Raw genomic sequence first — 14,851 nt, 5'->3', positions numbered from 1 at the left:
CTGGTGCGCGGCGATGTCGATGCCATCGTGCCCTTCCCAACCTTCTATCAGGGCGCGCAGGAGGCTTTGGGCGAGCTCTATCTGGAATTGCGCCCCGGCAGCTATGACCCGCATTACATCCTGGCCGCCAGCCCTGACATGCTGGCGCGAGAGGCGGATCTGACGACCTTCCTCGGCGCCCTTGTCCGAGCCGACGCCGATGTCGCCGCCGACCCGCAGGCGGCGGCCGAGGCGGTCTCGGCCTCGCTCAGCGGGAACGTCTCGGTCGAGGCGCTGCAGACCATGTGGGAGGACATGGAGTTCGGAACGATCCTGAACAGCGATTTACTGGACCTGCTGGTCAGCGAGGCCACGTGGATCGTCGGACAGGGCGTCGTGCGCGCCGATATCCCCACGACAGACGCCATTGCAGCCTTCATCGCCCCTGCCCCTCTGGCCGCCGCAGCCCCGGATGCCGTCACGCTGGATTGACGCTTTGTTGGCGGCGGGTGGGCGCTTCTCCCGCCGCCTGAGAATTGCACAAACTGCAGATTTCATCGGCAGAGACCTTCCACGTCAGGACGCGGACCATCGGTGCCTCTGGCGGGCCTATCTCGACCGCGCTAGGTCCGGCCCAGCCTTTCACCCGGAGACGAGCGATGATCACCACACCTCTCACATGCAGCGCTGCCATTGCGGCGCTGCTGTCCGCCACGCCCGTGCTGGCTGCGGCAGAACCATTCGCGCCCAAGGTTCTGGTGATGGCCATGTTCGAGGCCGAGGCGGCGCCGTGGCTGGACAATCTGGACCTGCCCAACACCATCACCGTCCCCGGTCTGCCCAAGGATCATGATGCGCTATCCTGCAACGCGGACCTATGCGTGATGACCACGACCATGGGCTATGCCAATGCCGCAAGTTCTGCCATGGCGGTGGGTTTTTCCGACCAGCTGGACCTGTCGCAGACCTATGTGCTGATCGCCGGGATTGCCGGGGTCGATCCGACAAATGGCACGCTTGGTTCGGCGGCATGGGCGGATCATGTCGTGGATGCCGGACTGGTCCACCGCATCGACAGCCGTGATGCTCCGGACGACTGGACCAGCCAGATCGTCGAGCTTGGCGCCAAGGCCCCCGGCGAAAAGCCCGGCTGGACGGCGGGCAGCGAGGTCTTCACCCTGAACCCCGCCCTTGTGGCTGAGGCCTTCGAGGCAACTAAGGAGGTCGAGCTAGCCGACAGCGAAGACGCTGCCGCCTATCGCGCTAACTACACCCAGGATGCCGCACAAGCCGCCCCTCAGGTGATGATCTGCACATCGGTCTCAGCGGACACCTATTGGCACGGCACGACCCTTGCGCAGGAGGTTGCCGATCACACCGCTCTGCTGACCGACGGTGCCGCCGACTATTGCATGAGCCAGATGGAGGACAACGCTACCCTCACCGCACTGACCCGCGCCGCTGAGGCGGGACGGCTGGACATGGACCGCGTGGCCGTGCTGCGCACCGCGTCGAATTTCGACCGCGCGCATGAGGGGCAGGATACGGCAGCCTCACTGTCGACCACCTCGGGCGGCTTTGGCCCCGCAACCCAGAATGCCTTTCGTGTGGGGAATGCCTTTGCAACGAAGGTCATCGAAGACTGGGATCGGTTCGCCCAGGGCCTACAAGCGGATTGATTGAAGACTGGGGCGGGAACGCTCGCCCCAGCACACTGCAGGGCGCTCCGACAATTGTCGCGAGCGACAGCTCGAAGGCCTTTGTCCGCGCGGCCCTCGGCCTGCTGAGGGGCGGCACCGCCGTGTGTGCCCGTGCGGATGCGCTTTCCATAAGCGTTTGGGCCGAGACGTCCGCCTTTTCTATATAGCAACCGCGCAAATCAAGTGCCTGAGCGGTTAAAAAGGGCTGCGTTGGAAAGATAACAGACAATGTCGGCCCATTCCGGAACTTGAGAAGAGCAGTTACGCCGCAGTGCGGCTTTCCCAGACCCGTCACTTGCGCTCGCCGCAGCGAGATTAAGCGAGCAATGTCGCTGACGCGCACCAAGCCGCCCCGCACGGCACATTCATGGTGGAGCGACATGTATGCCGGAGTCTTAGGAAGAGCGTGAAGACGAGAGTTTTTTCGGAATGGTGATCGACGATCACAACGCCTGGTCGAACTGTGTCAGACGGGCAAGTCGCGCCGGTCGGCGATCGCCTCCATCGCGATGCAGGATGTGACAGTTTCCAGCGCTGCGCCCGCGATCAGACGCTGATAGATGTGGTCAAAGTCGTTCATGTTCTCCGCAACGATTTTAAGCATGTAGTCGTAATCGCCGGCAATGCGGAACACGTCGATGATGTTTTCAATGCCAAGCACCGTCGTGCGAAACGTCTTGAGCCATTCAGGCGAATGATCCCGGGTGCGCAGCATGACAAAGACCGTAAGACCCAGTCCGATCTTGTCGTGATCGAGGCGAAGCGTCTGTCCCGTAATAATTCCTGCTTCTTTTAATCGCACGATCCGCCGCCAGCAGGCGTTTTGGGACAGGCCGACGCGCTCTGCAACATCCCGCTGAGATAGGGACGCATCTTTCTGAAGCACGCGCAGGATGGCGGCGTCGATCCGGTCGAGGGTGTGCGGTATGTGTTGGGTCATATGATCGAGCAATCCAGTGATTTTACCAAAAATAGGTGAGAATGATTGCATAACACCATGTCATTGTCTTTCCAGTTCGAGACAAGATGGATGATCTGACCGATGAACGAGGGCCCCGACCTTTTTGACCGTTTCCGTCGCGATGTGACAGGCGCAGGCGCGATCGCGACCCTGCGGGCCGGTTTGATCGGCGAGGGCATGCTGGTTCCCGGTCCTCGCGGTCCTAACCCCATGATCTATGCCGATTACGTTGCCTCCGGACGAGCGCTGCAGCAGATCGAGGCGGTGGTCGCGACAGATGTGCTGCCTTATTATTCCAATGCCCATACCGAAGCGTCGTTTTGCGGCCGCCACATGAACCGCCTGCGGGCCGGGGCACGGCGTGTCGTGGCCAACGCCTGCAGTGCAAGTGCAGATCATGCGGTCATCTTCGCAGGGGCCGGGGCAACGGCGGGCCTGTCGAAGCTGGTCGGCCTGCTCGGGATCGACACGATGCTGGCCGATGGACAGTGCCCGCTAGTGCTGATCGGCCCCTACGAGCACCACTCCAACATTCTGCCGTGGCGCGAGTCCGGGGCGGAGGTCATCGAGATCGCCGAAGCCGCCCACGGTGGGCCAGATATTGATGTTCTGGCCGCACAGCTTGCCCGCAATACTGGCCGCCCGATCATCGGCAGCTTTTCGGCCGCGTCAAATGTTACAGGCATTATCAGCGACGTCCCTTCGATCACCCGACTACTGAAGGACCACGGCGCGATCAGCATTTGGGACTATGCCGGGGGCGGCCCCTACCTTCCGATCAATATGGGGCTGGGCATGGATGCCGTGGTGCTGTCGCCGCACAAGTTCATCGGCGGGCCCGGCGCGTCCGGCGTGCTGATCCTGCGTCGCGACGCGGTCAGCCGGGCCCGCCCGACCAGTCCGGGCGGCGGCACCGTGCGCTTTGTCTCGCCCTGGGGGCAAGACTATTCCGCAGACGTGGCGGCGCGCGAAGAAGCCGGCACGCCTAACGTGATTGGTGACATCCGTGCCGCGCTGTGTTTCATCGTGAAGGACGCAATCGGCGATGCCCACATGGCGGCCCGTCTGGCCGCGCATCGGCGGAGGGCCCTTGCGGCATGGCAGGGCGCCCGGGGGCTGACCGTTCTCGGCAACCCTGATGCCGCCGCCCTACCGATCTTCTCTTTCCTGATTCACGACGACCATGGAGAGGTCGTGCATCCGCAGCTCGTCTGTCGGATCCTGTCAGATCATTTCGGCATTCAGGCCCGTGGCGGCTGCGCCTGCGCCGGCCCCTACGCGCACCGCCTGCTGAACATCGACCGGGCGCAATCGGACCGCCTGCAGGCCGAAATTCTCTCCGGTCACGAGATAGCCAAGCCCGGCTGGACACGCCTTGCTTTCTCAGTGCTCATGGATGACGCCAAGGTTGATCACATCATCGACGCCGTGGCCCGCATCGCCCGCGACCCGGGGACCTTCACCGCTGATTATGGAATGGATCCGGCCACGGCCCGCTTTTCACCAAATGCCGCATGAATTCGCCTTTGCCTGCTACAAGCCGATGCTAGCCTTCCACCGACCACTGATCGGCAAGACCATGATACGCTTCATCCGTTGAAAAATTCCGGGCAGGGCTGCGTTGGTCATTCCTGAAGTCTCAAAGCTTCGGGACGGCCATCAGAAGTTGGCACGTGTAACTATGTTGGGGGGCATGAAAAATGCTATCGGTTGGCCCTTTTTCAACGACCTTGCCCGCCTGCATGACCAGAATATCGTCCGCGATATGGCGAACCACCGAAAGGTCATGAGAGATGAAGATGTAAGCAAGTCCAAGCCGTGATTGCAGTTCCAACAACAGGTTCAGGATCTGGGACTGAATCGAGACGTCCAGTGCCGACACAGCCTCGTCGCAAATGATCGCCTGCGGATCCAGCGCAAGCGCGCGGGCGATAACGATGCGCTGCTTTTGCCCGCCCGAGAATTCGCGTGGCAGCTTGCCTGCCGAGGATTGCGGCAGGCCCACCAGATCCAGCAGTTCCGCTACCCGACCGCGGCGGTCGCGGGTGGTGCCGATACGGTGGATCTGCAAGGGCTCTGCGATGCTGTCGGCGGCCGACATGCGCGGGTTCAGGGCCGAGGCCGGATCCTGAAAGACGATCTGCAAGCGGCGCATCGTCTCCATCCTCTCGGTCCGGGACATGGCGGCGCGGTCCTTGCCGTCGATCAGGATCCGCCCCCCGGTTGGATCCTGCATCCCCATTACTGCATATCCGGTGGTGGACTTGCCGCTGCCGGATTCGCCCACGATCGCCACGGTCTTGCCGGGCATCAGATCAAAGCTGACCCCGTCCACCGCGCGGACATGGTCGCTGACCCGCCCCAGAATTCCGCCGCGGATCGGGAAATGCACCTTGAGGTCTTGAACCGAGATGAGGGGTTGGGTCATGGCAGATCCGATGCGATGCGGTCGTGATGCCAGCAGGCGGTGTCGTGCCCGGGCGCGACGGTGGCGAGAGGCGGCGCCTCGTTGCGGCAGCGGTCAGTGGCCAGCGGACAACGGGGATGAAAGCGGCAGCCCTGCGGCCAGTCGCTGATATCGGGCACGGCGCCAGCAATGGCGGGCAGCGCCACCTTGCGCGGGCCGTCCAGACGCGGAATCGTGCGCAGCAGCATCGCGGTATAGGGGTGGCGAGGCCCGGCGAACACTTGCCCCACACTGCCCGTTTCGACGATGCGCCCGGCATACATGACCGCCACGCGGTCCGCACTTTCGGACACGACACCCATGTCATGGGTGATCAACAAGACGGCGCTGCCTGTTTCCCGGCGCAGATCCGCCATAAGCTGCAGGATCTGCTTCTGGATCGTCACATCCAGCGCCGTCGTCGGCTCGTCCGCGATCAGCAGGATGGGCTGTCGGATCATTGCCATGGCGATCATCACGCGCTGGCACATGCCGCCCGACAGCTGGAAGGGGTATTGCCGGGCCCGCACTTCGGGCCGATCGATGCCAACGCGGTTCAGCATGTCCAACACCTGGGCCGCAACCTGCGCGCCTGACAGGGTGCTGTCCCGCGACAGCGCCTCGGCAATCTGACGGCCAACCGGCATCAGCGGGTCCAGAGAAGCGACTGGTTCCTGAAAGATCATAGCCAGTCGATCCCCGCGCAGGCGGTTCATCTGACGCTCTGACAGCTGGTCGATCCGGTCGCCCTGCAGGGTGATCTGACCGCCGGACTGCCGAGCGGCGTCGGGCAACAGCCGGATCAGGCCAAGCGCGGTCATGCTTTTGCCACAGCCGGATTCGCCCACCAACGCCAGCGTCTCGCCCGCATTGATGGACAGCGACGTGCCGTCCACCACCGGGTTGCCGCCGATCTCGATGCGCAGATCAGTGCAGGACAGCACAGGCGTCATAAGCCCGGCTCCACATCGGCGGCGACGGCCGCAGACCATGGATGGTTGGGATGGACCATGCCCTGCAGCAATCCGCCCGGGTGGCGCTCGACCGCACTCGGAATGGCGAATTGCACGGGATAGAGGACATCGTCCACCACCTCGACATCATGTTGGCGCGCGATCAGGCCTGCGCATTGCTCGGGCGCGCGGCGGTCTATTCGAATGCGCGGTTCGGAGGCGTCCAACCGGGGATAGGAGAGCGCCTGACCCAGATCCATGCCGTGGCGCAGCCGGAATGCCAGAAGCTGCGCGATCGCGGGCATGATCTGCCGCCCCCCGGCGGCCCCGATGGCCAGCAATCCGCCGCCCGGCATTTCCGCCAGAACCGGGCACATATTGGCCAGTGGCTGCGCACCGGGAGCCAGCGCATTGGGTGTGCCGGGGCGTGGGTCGAACCACATCATGCCGTTGTTCAGCAGCACCCCCGTGCGCGCCGAGGTCACCTTGGACCCAAAGCGCGATAGCAGCGTATTGGTCAGCGACACGGCGTTCCCCTCCGCATCAATGACCGACAGGTGCGTGGTGCAGCCCGGATCGACGCTGGCGCCGGCATGACCGCGCTGCGTCAGGCGCCGGGCATAGGCGCTGCGGATCGCGTCGGCAAAGGCCGCATAATCCATCGCCTGCGGAATTGGCGCCGCCGTCTCGTCCAGTTGCGACAGCACGTCCAGCAGCGCCGGCCCGCCCGACAGGCCGGGCATCGCCAGCACGGTCCCGCCCGCCCAATCATGCCGCAAGGGCGTGCCCCAACGCGGCTGATACGACTGTAGGTCATCCGCACGCATACAGCCGCCAAGATCCTGCATGTCGGCGATCAGGTCGCGTGCAATCTGGCCGTGATAGAAATCTTGCGGTCCTTCCTTGGCCAGACGGCGAAGGGTGGCGGCTTTTTCGGTCAGGGGCAGACGACGGCGCGCGCCCCCCTCGGCCAGAGACGGCGCGCGCCCGTCCGGCAGAAAGATCCGGGTCGATGTCGCATCGGTCAGAAGATTGCCCGCGTCGATAGACAGGCACAGCGCGGTGAACCAGTCGACCTCCAGCCCCTTGTCGGCCTCCGCAATCGCGGGGGCCAAAGCCTCGGCCCAGGTGATCGTGCCATGCTCGGACAGCGCCTCGGACAGACCTGCGACCGCGCCGGGCACGCAGATTGAATGCACGCCGATCAGATTTTTTTGCCCCTGCACCTGCGGCCAGTTGAACCAATCGTCATCTCGGCCCGCCACCAACGGATAATCCTCAGGGCGCAAGCCGCGGGGCGATCTCATCGAGAAATCCAGACTGCGCGCCGATCCGTCGCGCCCGTCGCGCCACAACAGAAACCCGCCGCCGCCGATCCCGCTGAGCCAAGGCTCCACCACCGACAGAACCAGCGCGGTCGTGACCGCGGCGTCCATCGCATTACCACCCCGCGCCAGCACATCCGCGCCCGCCTGTGCCGCAACCTGGTGCTGGGCAGCGACCATGCCGTGGCGTCCCTCGACCATCGCCTTGCCGGGTTCCCAGGTCGAGGTCATGTGCCACCCTCCAGCGCGGCGGTCAGGTGTTCCAGTCCCGGTTCGGCGACAAAACGGTCCTCATTGGCCGACAGATGCCAAGCCGCGATCTCGGCCGCCGTGGCGAACCACACGTCGTCGTAGGCCACAATATCAGCCAGCAGCCGTTCCAGCATCGCGACCCGCTGCGCGCGACCCGAGATCCATGGATGCACGGTGATCATGAACAGCTGCCCAAACGCGCGTCCGGCTTGGAATTCGTCGCGCCAGCCAGCCTCGACAGCACGGGCGGGTTCGGGGGGCCAGCGGTCGGCGCCGCCGCCCTGAAACTTGAAATAGATCGCATCGTCGATCTGCCATTGCACCGGCACCTGCACCAGGCCGCAGATCTGATAAGGATGGTCATAGCCCATCAGCGAGCTGTCATAGCGCAGCCCCCGATCCTTCAGCGCGGCCAGCATGGCGGGCGTCATCTCCCATGCGGGGGACCGAAAGCCGGACGGAACGATCCCGGTCTGCGCGTGAAACACCTGCAACGACCTGTCCAGTGCGGCCTCGAACCGGGCGTCGGTCGTCTCGGATACCAGTTCGTGCAGATGACCGTGCAGGCCGATCTCGTGGCCCCTTTCGCACAGGGCGGGCAGCAGATCTGGATGCAGCTCGGCCACGACCGAGGGCACGTAAAAGCTGCCCTTGACGTCCACGCGGTCCAGCATGTCCAGAATGCGCCAGATCCCCTCGCGCGGGCCGAAACGCCGCTGTTCCAACTGGCCCAGATAGGGCAGCAGGCCCGCTCGGTTGGCCCAGAGATAGGGCGCCTCGGCGTCGACATCGACGCTGAAACAGGCCGCCGACCGCTTGCCGTCCGGCCAGATGTAACGAGGGCGGTCCATCACAAGGCCTTCTTCTTGTCCTGATGCACCAGAATCTGCCCCGCCGATCCGCCGCCATCGACCGACAGCGTTGCCCCGGTGATGTAGCTGGCCGCATCAGACGCCAGAAACATCACCGCCGCCGGAGCATCCTCGTAACGCGAGGCGCGGCCCAAGGGGATCGCGCCGGTCACCGCCGTCACATGCGCATCCGTCAGCGGGCTGGCAGTGCTGCCGGCGGCAAAGCCCGGCTCGACCGCGTTGCAGCGGATGCCATATTCGGCCAGTTCCACCGCAAAGCCCTTGGTCAGCCGGTCCAGCGCGGTCTTTGAGATGGAATAGGGCGCCGCCGTGGTGCGCATCTTGCGCGACGCACCTGACGAGATCATCACGATGTTCCCGCGCACCTCTTGCCGCACCATCTGCGTGGCGATGCCCCGCGTCAGCAGGAACGGCGCGCGCAGGTTGACGTCGAAGATGCGGTCCCATTCGTCGGCGTCCACATCCAGCAGGAAACCACTGGGATAGACGGCGGCATTGTTGACCAGAATATCGGCAGCCCCCCATTCGCGCCCCACCATCGCCACCAGATCGTCGATAGAGGCCGCATCGGTCAGCTCGGTCGCATGGGCCAGCGCGGGGCGTGACAGGCTGGCCGCGACATTTGCCATGGCGGTCTGATCGCGGTCGGACAGCAGCAAAGTCGCTCCGGCGGCATCGAAGGCCTCGGCGATCCAGCGCCCGAAGATGCCAGCGGCCCCGGTTACGATCACGCGCTTGCCGGTGAAATCGGCGCCGGGCAGAGGCAGGGGTCGGGTCATCGGGTGGTCCTTTCGAAAGAGGCTTAGCGTCGGCCTTCGACGACGTCGCGGACGTGATCGCCCAGAACGTTGACCGACAGGATCAGAAGAAACAGAAACAGGCCGGGAAAGACGGCGATCCACCAGGCCGTGGTGACATAGTTGCGCCCCGCCGACAGGATCGCGCCCCAACTGGGCGTGGGCGGCTGCACGCCGAGCCCCAGAAAGGACAGGCCCGCCTCGAACAGAACCATCAGCCCGAATTCCAACGTGACCACGACCATGATCGGGCCGATGATGTTGGGCAGGATATGGCGCGACAGCACGCGCAGCGTAGACGCCCCCATAAAGCGCGACAGCCGGACATAGGGAAGGTTCATCAGCCCAAGGGTCTGGCCATAGGCGACGCGCGCGTAGCGGGGCCAGCGGGTGAAGGCCAGCACGGCAATGACGTTGATAAAACCCGGACCCAGAATGGCAACGGTAATGATTGCCAGCAGGATGGCGGGCACCGACAACACGATATCGACCAGCCGCATGATGATGGTAGAGGTCCAGCCGCCCGACCATGCCGCGATCATCCCAAGGGCGGTGCCGATGGTGCCGCTGACCAGCACCGACAGCGCCGCCACCGTTAGCGAGACCTGTGCCCCATAGATCAGCCGCGACAGCAGATCCCGCCCCAACTCGTCCGAGCCCAGCAGATAGGTGATGCCCCGCACCTCGGTCCCCGGCGGGCGCAGGCGACCCAGCAGGTTCTGAGCCTCGGGGCTTTGCGGCGCGACCCATGGTGCCAGCAGGGCTGCCAACGCCAGCATCGCCAGAATGGCGACGAACACCCACAGCCGGGGTGGCAGCCAGCGGCCAAGGCGGGACGAGGCAGTCAATTGTCCCCCTCCAGCCGGATGCGGGGATCGACGGCGCTGTAAAGCAGGTCGGCCGCCAGATTGAGAAATATCGACACGAAGGCCCCCAGCAGCACGATGGCCTGCACGATGGGAAAATCGCGCGCGGCGATGGACTGGATGGTCAGCTGTCCAAGGCCGGGCCAGGCAAAAACCGTTTCCACGATGACCGCACCCGACAGCAGGTTGGCGATTTCCAACGCCGCGATCGAGATCACGGGAATGGCACTGTTGCGCAGCGCATGGCGGCGCACGGCCTGCCCCATCGACAGACCCTTGGCGCGGGCGGCGCGGATGTATGGTTTGGACAATTCGTCCAGAACAGCCGTGCGGGTCACGCGGGCGAATGTCGCCATGCTCAGCAGCGACAGACAAATCGCGGGCAGGATGACGCTTTGCGTTTCTCGGGCACCCGAAGCGGGCAGCCAGCCAAGGGTCACGGCGAACAGCAGGATCAGCAGCACCCCACTCCAGAACGTGGGCAGGCTTTGGCCCGCCAGCACGAATCCCATGCCAAGCCGGCTCAGCGGATGATCGCGGCGCATTGCCATAAAGACGCCAAGCGGCGCGCCGATCCCCAGCGCCAACAGAAGGGCGACACCCGCAAGCCAGATCGTATAGGGCAGCCGCGATCCGATGATGTCGACGACCGGCACCTGCTGGACGACCGACTGGCCGAAATCGAAACGCGCCAGATCCGACATGTATTCGGTGAACTGGACCAGCACGGGCCGGTCGAAGCCCAGATTGGCCCGCAAGGCATCGATGGCCTGCTGGCTGGCGCCCTCTGACACCAACAGCAGGACCGGATCGCCCGCCAGACGCTGCAGGAAGAAGATCAGCGCCGTGACCCCAAGGATCGAGATCACGGCCTGCATCAGGCGCCGGGCGAGAAACCGGCTCATCGCGCAACCTGTCCGGGGGCGCGGGTCGCGATCATTCCGACCAGCCCATCCGGTTCAGGAACAGGCTCTCGTTCGACGTCGGCGTCCAGTCCAGATTGTCCGAGGCGCCGTAGAGGATCGCGGCCTGATACAGCGGCACCTGCGGCACCTCTGTGGCGACCCATTCATGGACCTGACCATACAGCGCCAGCCGGGCGTCGGGGTCCATCTCGGACCGGCCGCTTTCCAGCAACGCGTCCAGATCATCATCGCGGACCCGCGACCAGGACGAGCTGGAATGCAGCAGCGGATAGAGAACCCCATCCGCATCCTGACAGGCGCAGGACCAGCGTCCAAAACCCATATCCGGGGCATCTTCGGGCGCACTTTGCGATTTCTGCAGATAGGTGGCCATATCGGTCATCTCGATCTCTACCGTCAGACCGACATCGCCCAGCATCTGCTGGATCGCTTGGACGATACGCTGGTCGAAGACTGGCGAAGTGGCGAACCCGAGTGGCCGCGTCGCGGGTTCGCCGATCTCGGCGATCAGGGCGCGGGCGGCGTCAGGGTCATAGGGCACGCCCTCTATTCCCTCGACCCAGCCCACATGGGCAGGGGTCAGCATCTGGCCGACAGGATTGTCAAAACCGCCCAGCAGTCCCTCAACCAGCAATTCGCGGTCGATGGCGTGGGCGATGGCGCGGCGCAGGCGGACATCTTCCAGACCCGGCTTTGCACGGTTCACGGACAGATAGGCGACTCGTTCGGTCAGCGCCGACAAGGGGCTGACTCCATCAGCGGCCTCAAGCTGCAGGGCCAGATCAGGGTCCATGCCCACGACCAGATCCGACGCCCCCGAGGTCAGGTTCGCCACCCGGGTCGAAGCATCGGGCACGGCCCGGAAAACAGCCGCCGGAAAGGCCCCCGCATCGCCCCAGTAATCATCATTGCGCACGAGGCCGACCTCGACTCCACGCTGCCAGCTGTTGAACCGGTAGGGGCCGGACCCGACCGGGGCCAGATTGAACGCCTCGCGCCCCATCTCCTCGACCACGGCCTTTGGCACGATGGACAGCTTGACCAGCTGCGCAAACAACGCCGGATAGCCGGTTGCAGTGGTCAGCTTAACACGACCGTCCTCCAGCACCTCGGCGCTGGTGATGCTTTCAAATTGCGACAGTTGTGGCGAGCCAAATTCCGGGTCGGTGATGCGCTTGACAGAGAACACCACATCTTCGGCGGTCAGCGGGCTGCCATCATGAAACAGAACATCGTCGCGGATGGTGAACACGGTCTCGGTGTCTGACACCTGCTCCCATTCGGTGGCGATCTGGGGGACGATCTCACCCTCGTCGTCGCGCGTCAGAAGATTGTCGAAGATGTTGCGATAGACGTAATAGCTGTCGGGGTTCCACTGCAGGTGCGGGTCCAGCGTGGTTGGCTCGTTGACCAGATCGATGACCAGCCGTTCGGCATCGGCCAGCGCGACCGAAGGGGCTGTCAGGGCCGTCGTCGCGGCCAACATGGCGGCGAACAGCGTCTTGGGAGCAAGTCTCATGCCGGATCTCCTTTTGTGGAACGGGGCCTAGGGGCAGCTTCAGATCGTGGGGCAGCAGGGGTTGCCTTGCTGCGACCTTGCGACTTCAGAGGCTCAGGGGGTGGGGACAAGGGAGTGGCGCTGCGGGCCAGCGCCCGCGAGACCCGAAGATCAAAGGCATGGCGCATCTGCTTCAACAAGGCCGTCGTCGCAGGTGCATCGCCCTCCGCCACCGCCACCGCCAGCTCGGGCAGCGACAAAGGCTCGCGTGAAATGCCGAAACACTGTTCCAGATGGCAGTCGGCGCGCAGACACAACTCCCAGGTGTCGATCAGCCAACCTCTGATGCGGGGTGCCGCGACCGCCTGAGCGATCAGCACCAGCACGGCCCGCTCATGATGCAGCAGCGCATGCCGGTTTGGCCCTACCCCCTGAGCAGTTGCAGCGTGATGGACGGCCGCGTGCAAGCGTAGTTCTTTGCCAAGGTCCGAGGGGGGCACCTGATGAAGCAGCGCCGGTTCAAGGCACTGCCGTGACACATTCAGATCAGCCAGATGCGCAGCCGACACCGGCAGGATGACAGAGCCCCGCTGACCATCGGGCGCGATCCACCCCGACGCCGTCAGCCGCATCACCGCAGCGCGCACGGCTGCCAATCCGAAGGCGAACCGTGTGCTCAACTCGGCCTCTGACACGGCCCTTCCGGGAGAGATCCGACAGTCGATTATGGCGGCGCGAAGCGTCGCATAGGCGCTGTCGGACAGGCTGTCACGCCGTCCTGGCACCTTGGTCACCGAAAAAGGAGACTGCTTGTCATACATGAACTCATGATGGCAGCGGTTTTCAACATGTCAATTAAGCTCTAACAACATGTCAAAAATACTTGTCTGGTTAGCCTGTCTGTTGAGCAATCAGCTACATTGGGAAAATGGGTTTCAGCCGGGACAGTCGTCGTTCTTTAGCGCGCACCGAGTTCGATGGGCCGTAGTGAGCGTATCTACATGCGGCGCGCTGCGCATTGGCCCAGTGCCTGTGAAGGTGCCGCGCGTGTGTAACCGAGGTGCTGGTGAAGACAAGATCACCTTCACGCCCAGCATCCTGCTGCGGTAGTTGAACCCGGCTTGCCTGCACTCCCCCGGATCACGATGGGCTTCCCGGCGGTTGACACATTGCCGCAATAAGAACAAAACAGGAACTATGATTCCGCAACTTTGAGATGAAAGGCCCCCTGCCCTACCATGCCCGATGCCGTTCCCCGCCCCACCGTCGCCGCCCTGCGCGCCCGCATCGCCCATCTCGAGGGCGCGGAGATGCATGCGCGCGAGGTGCTGCCCTTCGGCGTCGACAGGCTCGACCGGCGGATGCCGCAGGGCGGGCTGGCGAGGGGGTGTCTGCACGAGGTGGCGGGCGGTGGCGGCGGGGCGGTAGATGGGACCGCAGCGGCATGCTTCGCCGCCGGTATTGCCGCCCGGCTGCCCGGGCCGGTGCTGTGGTGCGTGACCCAAGCCGATCTCTTCGCCCCGGGGCTGGAGCAGGCGGGCCTTTCGCCCGACCGGGTGATCTATGTCGAGGCGGGTGACGACACCGCGGTGCTGGCCTGCATGGAGGAAGGGCTGCGGCATGGCGGCCTGGGCGCGGTGGTGGCGGATGTAGCACGGCTGTCGATGACCGCCTCGCGCCGGCTGCATCTGGCGGCCAAGGCCTCGGGCACCACCGGCATCGCGCTTCGGCGCTGGCGGCGGCAGGCGGATGCCAGCGATTTCGGGCAGCCCACGGCGGCGATGACCCGCTGGCGGGTCTCGGTGCTGCCCTCGGCCCCCCTGCCCGTCCCGGGCGTCGGGCGGCCGCGCTGGCTGATCGAGCTGATCCGGGCGCGGGCGGGCGAGTCCTTCGATCTCGAACTGGAGGGTTGCGATGGCACGGGTCATCTCGGTCTGCCTGCCGATGTGGCCGATCGATCGGCTGCAGCGGCAGGCAGACAGCACGCCCTCGGCTGAGGCCCCGCTGATCCTGGTGGGCCGGCTCAGTAACCGCCGGGTGGTTACTGCCGCTTGCGAGGCGGCGATGGGCCTCGGCCTGCGCATCGGCATGCCGGTGAGCAAGGCGCAGGCGCTGGTCCCGGACCTGCGGGTCGAGGCCGCCGATCCGCGCGCCGACCTGGAGGCGCTGGAACGGTTTGGTCTGTGGCTCCTGCAGCGCATCGCGCCCATCGTGGCGGTCGATCCGCCCGACGGGGTGGTGATCGACGTCACCGGCGCCGATCACCTGCATGGCGG

Annotated in this window: 15 protein-coding genes; 5 read left to right on the top strand and 10 right to left on the bottom strand. The window is 64.7% G+C overall.

All coding sequences use genetic code 11. The annotated features are described in order from the left end of the window. Together FA743_RS20380 and FA743_RS19065 are read left to right on the top strand one after the other, a co-directional pair. A partial coding sequence (locus FA743_RS20380; protein WP_484217439.1) for a substrate-binding domain-containing protein occupies positions 1–471 on the top strand: 471 nt, incomplete at its 5' end. Between the two features lie 167 nt (positions 472–638). After that, positions 639–1,658, top strand: a complete 1,020-nt coding sequence (locus tag FA743_RS19065) for a purine-nucleoside phosphorylase (protein WP_136887656.1) — start codon at positions 639–641, stop codon at positions 1,656–1,658. Between the two features lie 487 nt (positions 1,659–2,145). Here FA743_RS19065 and FA743_RS19060 read toward each other — a convergent pair whose 3' ends face one another. Then, positions 2,146–2,607: an Lrp/AsnC family transcriptional regulator gene (locus FA743_RS19060; protein WP_136887658.1), complete on the bottom strand. Its 462-nt coding sequence runs from the start codon at positions 2,605–2,607 to the stop codon at positions 2,146–2,148. Positions 2,608–2,721: 114 nt separating this feature from the next. On the opposite strand from FA743_RS19060, the gene FA743_RS19055 reads away from it, so the two are divergent. After that, complete coding sequence (locus FA743_RS19055) at positions 2,722–4,158, top strand: aminotransferase class V-fold PLP-dependent enzyme (RefSeq protein WP_136887655.1); 1,437 nt, start codon at positions 2,722–2,724, stop codon at positions 4,156–4,158. Positions 4,159–4,279: 121 nt separating this feature from the next. Here the strand turns inward: FA743_RS19055 and FA743_RS19050 are convergent, their stop codons facing one another. The 9 genes from FA743_RS19050 to FA743_RS19010 all read right to left on the bottom strand — a co-directional run bounded on the left by FA743_RS19050 (position 4,280) and on the right by FA743_RS19010 (position 13,396). Then, positions 4,280–4,975, bottom strand: coding sequence for an ATP-binding cassette domain-containing protein (locus FA743_RS19050; RefSeq protein ID WP_211242331.1), 696 nt, complete (start codon positions 4,973–4,975; stop codon positions 4,280–4,282). An 89-nt stretch (positions 4,976–5,064) separates the two neighbouring features. Continuing rightward, positions 5,065–6,039, bottom strand: a complete 975-nt coding sequence (locus FA743_RS19045) for an ABC transporter ATP-binding protein (RefSeq protein ID WP_211242330.1) — start codon at positions 6,037–6,039, stop codon at positions 5,065–5,067. Next, complete coding sequence (locus FA743_RS19040) at positions 6,036–7,595, bottom strand: gamma-glutamyltransferase family protein (RefSeq protein ID WP_136887652.1); 1,560 nt, start codon at positions 7,593–7,595, stop codon at positions 6,036–6,038. Before FA743_RS19040 ends, FA743_RS19045 begins: the two co-directional genes overlap by 4 nt. Next, on the bottom strand, positions 7,592–8,467 hold the full coding sequence (locus tag FA743_RS19035) for a polysaccharide deacetylase family protein (protein WP_136887651.1): 876 nt from the start codon (positions 8,465–8,467) through the stop codon (positions 7,592–7,594). Before FA743_RS19035 ends, FA743_RS19040 begins: the two co-directional genes overlap by 4 nt. After that, complete coding sequence (locus FA743_RS19030; RefSeq protein WP_136887650.1) at positions 8,467–9,267, bottom strand: SDR family NAD(P)-dependent oxidoreductase; 801 nt, start codon at positions 9,265–9,267, stop codon at positions 8,467–8,469. Before FA743_RS19030 ends, FA743_RS19035 begins: the two co-directional genes overlap by 1 nt. A gap of 23 nt (positions 9,268–9,290) precedes the next feature. Further along, positions 9,291–10,133: an ABC transporter permease gene (locus FA743_RS19025; protein WP_211242329.1), complete on the bottom strand. Its 843-nt coding sequence runs from the start codon at positions 10,131–10,133 to the stop codon at positions 9,291–9,293. Then, positions 10,130–11,056: an ABC transporter permease gene (locus tag FA743_RS19020; RefSeq protein WP_136887649.1), complete on the bottom strand. Its 927-nt coding sequence runs from the start codon at positions 11,054–11,056 to the stop codon at positions 10,130–10,132. The genes FA743_RS19025 and FA743_RS19020 overlap by 4 nt, the downstream gene beginning before the upstream one ends. Before the next feature lie 31 nt (positions 11,057–11,087). Beyond that, positions 11,088–12,596, bottom strand: a complete 1,509-nt coding sequence (locus FA743_RS19015; RefSeq protein ID WP_136887648.1) for an ABC transporter substrate-binding protein — start codon at positions 12,594–12,596, stop codon at positions 11,088–11,090. Then, a complete protein-coding gene (locus FA743_RS19010; RefSeq protein WP_136887647.1) occupies positions 12,593–13,396 on the bottom strand; it encodes a GntR family transcriptional regulator in 804 nt (267 codons plus the stop codon). Before FA743_RS19010 ends, FA743_RS19015 begins: the two co-directional genes overlap by 4 nt. A gap of 417 nt (positions 13,397–13,813) precedes the next feature. Between FA743_RS19010 and FA743_RS19000 the strand changes: the two genes are divergently transcribed. Both FA743_RS19000 and FA743_RS18995 read left to right on the top strand, forming a co-directional pair. Beyond that, positions 13,814–14,572 carry an ImuA family protein gene (locus tag FA743_RS19000; protein ID WP_136887645.1) on the top strand — a complete coding sequence of 253 codons (759 nt, stop codon included), beginning with the start codon at positions 13,814–13,816 and terminating at the stop codon, positions 14,570–14,572. Further along, positions 14,490–14,851, top strand: a 362-nt coding sequence (locus FA743_RS18995; protein WP_484217438.1) for a DNA polymerase Y subunit UmuC family protein, incomplete at its 3' end; no start/stop codon positions are given. The genes FA743_RS19000 and FA743_RS18995, both read left to right, overlap by 83 nt.

This window comes from Paracoccus gahaiensis (genome assembly GCF_005048225.1).
Taxonomy (GTDB): Bacteria; Pseudomonadota; Alphaproteobacteria; order Rhodobacterales; family Rhodobacteraceae; genus Paracoccus; species Paracoccus gahaiensis.
The sequence above is the reverse complement of the archived record's forward strand: the minus strand, read 5'-3'. Positions and strand labels throughout refer to the sequence as shown.

Coding starts and splice junctions, on each gene's coding strand:
- FA743_RS19065 (WP_136887656.1), top strand. CDS start 639: ATGATCACCACACCTCTCACATGCAGCGCTGCCATTGCGGCGCTGCTG.
- FA743_RS19055 (WP_136887655.1), top strand. CDS start 2,722: ATGAACGAGGGCCCCGACCTTTTTGACCGTTTCCGTCGCGATGTGACA.
- FA743_RS19045 (WP_211242330.1), bottom strand. CDS start 6,039: ATGACGCCTGTGCTGTCCTGCACTGATCTGCGCATCGAGATCGGCGGC.
- FA743_RS19040 (WP_136887652.1), bottom strand. CDS start 7,595: ATGACCTCGACCTGGGAACCCGGCAAGGCGATGGTCGAGGGACGCCAC.
- FA743_RS19035 (WP_136887651.1), bottom strand. CDS start 8,467: ATGGACCGCCCTCGTTACATCTGGCCGGACGGCAAGCGGTCGGCGGCC.
- FA743_RS19030 (WP_136887650.1), bottom strand. CDS start 9,267: ATGACCCGACCCCTGCCTCTGCCCGGCGCCGATTTCACCGGCAAGCGC.
- FA743_RS19020 (WP_136887649.1), bottom strand. CDS start 11,056: ATGAGCCGGTTTCTCGCCCGGCGCCTGATGCAGGCCGTGATCTCGATC.
- FA743_RS19015 (WP_136887648.1), bottom strand. CDS start 12,596: ATGAGACTTGCTCCCAAGACGCTGTTCGCCGCCATGTTGGCCGCGACG.
- FA743_RS19010 (WP_136887647.1), bottom strand. CDS start 13,396: ATGTATGACAAGCAGTCTCCTTTTTCGGTGACCAAGGTGCCAGGACGG.
- FA743_RS19000 (WP_136887645.1), top strand. CDS start 13,814: ATGCCCGATGCCGTTCCCCGCCCCACCGTCGCCGCCCTGCGCGCCCGC.